Below are 1,981 nucleotides of genomic sequence, written 5' to 3' on the forward strand. Positions count from 1 at the left end.
TCAAGCGCAGCCAGAGCAGCCTCTTCTGCCAGAATGTTGACGGAAAAAGGCAGCCGCGCCCGCCACCAGAAGTCGGCCAGCCCCTGCGGCAGAATGCCGTAGCCCACGCGCAGACCGGCCAGACCGAAGCTTTTGGAAAAAGTGCGCAGAAAAACCGTGTTTTCGGGCAAAATGCCACCGGCCAGCAGGGATGTTTCCTGCTCGTTTTCCGCAAAATCCATATAGGCCTCGTCCACAATCAGCAGGCAGCGGGGCGCGATGTCCGCCAGACGGCGGGCCAGTTGGGCCACGGCCTCACGCGGGGGGCAGTACCCCGAGGGATTGTCCGGCGTGGTCACGAACACAAGGCGTGTGTTGCCGTCCACATGTGAGAGCAGCGCATTGAAGTCAAAGGAAAAATCATCGTTAAGGGGCTGTCGCCGCACCTCAACGCCGCCGATGCGTCCCTGAATGGGGTAAATGCTGAAGCATGGCTCAAAACACACAATATTGTGTACACCCGGCTCGGCCATGATGCGGATAAGCAGGTCGATGATCTCGTCCGAGCCGTTGCCCACGACCACGCGGGCAGGCTCAAGGCCGTGCCTGCGGGCCAGCGCTTCCACCAGGCGGGGGTTGCCGCCCTGCGGATAGCGAAAACCCATGTCGGCATGACGGCGCACAGCTTCCACCGCCAGAGGGGGCATACCCAGAGGGTTTTCATTGCTGGCCATTTTGATGACCTGGGCGAGGCCGTATTTTTGCTGGATTTCCGCAATGGACAGGCCGGGAACATAGGCTTTGAGGGCAAGAATTTCCTGCCGCACGCTGATCTGAAACATGCTTTCTCCATTACCGGCTGCGGGACTGACCGGCAACAAGCGTTTGGGGCTGAAGAGCATTGGGGATAATGTGTGAAATCCGGGCAAGACTGCCGCTGTATCCGTTCATGCTTTTTGTGTGCCTTGCTGTCTGGCCTGGGGCTTTTCCGGTAAAAATCCGCCTTTCTGCCTGGCGGATCTTATGGGACCAAAAACAAGGCGGCCCGTATTTCTGTTTCGGGCCGCGCTCCCTGATGGAGACGCGGCCCGGGTGTGACATTCTGCGGCAGGGGTGCGCAGCACTGCCTTTTGTCCACGCCTTCTGCGTGAAGGCGGGTAAAGGCTTGGGCTGCCTAGCTGGGGCGCACTGTCAGCACGGGCATGTCGGCGTTTTTTACCACCTTTTCGGCTACGGAGCCAAAAAGAATGCGGTCAATGCCCTTGCGTCCGTGGGTTCCCATAACAATGACGTCCACTTTTTCCTCATGCGCGTGGGCCAGGATTTCTTCAGCGGCGTAGCCGATGAGAACCTTGCCTGTGGATTCGACCCCGGCGAAATTTTCGGCTACGAAAGATTCCATGGATTTTTCTGCGCCGGACACTATTTCGCCCACAAAGTTCTCAATGGTGTTGGGGGGCACATGAAAGCCCACATACTGGCTCAGCGAAGGCGCGGTATAAACAACTACAACGCTTGCGTTGAATCCTTTTGCAAGCAGAACTGCATATTCGGCCACATCCTTGCTGTGTTCGGAGAGGTCTACCGCACAAAGAATCTTTTTGATTTCCTTCATGGCAAGCTCCTGTTCCCCGTGGGAGGATGCTAGGGTTAGTAAAGGTACAGTTTCCACAACCACGTTTTGCCGCCGTGCGACGGTTTTAGGACTGCTGGTGGTGATCTTTGTGAAATTTTAGGTTTTTTTACAGCAATAGACAAGACATTTCGCAGGGCATATGTTTGGTGTGCGGAAAAAATTTCCTCTTCCCGTGCAGGGGCATGCCGCAAAAACGGCCAGTTACGGCTGAAAGAGCCTTGGCAGTGTTTTTGCATAAAATGCGACAAAATGCGGAACGCCAACCCTGGAGGCGACATGAAGATCAATAACGAACAACTGGCAGCCCTGCTGCGCCAGCAGGAGCAGTCCGCCGGTGCGGCCCACAGGCCCGCCGGGCAGGGAGCA

The 1,981-nt window shown here is 56.7% G+C and carries 2 protein-coding genes; both read right to left on the minus strand.

What is annotated here, in order from left to right; genetic code table 11:
• Positions 1 to 821 (minus strand): pyridoxal phosphate-dependent aminotransferase (locus V6C16_RS12025; RefSeq protein WP_333543309.1); only part of this gene is annotated, 821 nt, incomplete at its 3' end.
• Between the two features lie 332 nt (positions 822 to 1,153).
• A complete protein-coding gene (locus V6C16_RS12030; protein WP_333534575.1) occupies positions 1,154 to 1,594 on the minus strand; it encodes a universal stress protein in 441 nt (146 codons plus the stop codon).
• Positions 1,595 to 1,981: the final 387 nt, after the last annotated feature.

Origin of the sequence: Desulfovibrio sp. 1188_IL3213, assembly GCF_036763145.1 — a bacterium.
Classification (GTDB): Bacteria; Desulfobacterota; Desulfovibrionia; order Desulfovibrionales; family Desulfovibrionaceae; genus Desulfovibrio.

Coding starts and splice junctions, on each gene's coding strand:
- V6C16_RS12030 (WP_333534575.1), bottom strand. CDS start 1,594: ATGAAGGAAATCAAAAAGATTCTTTGTGCGGTAGACCTCTCCGAACAC.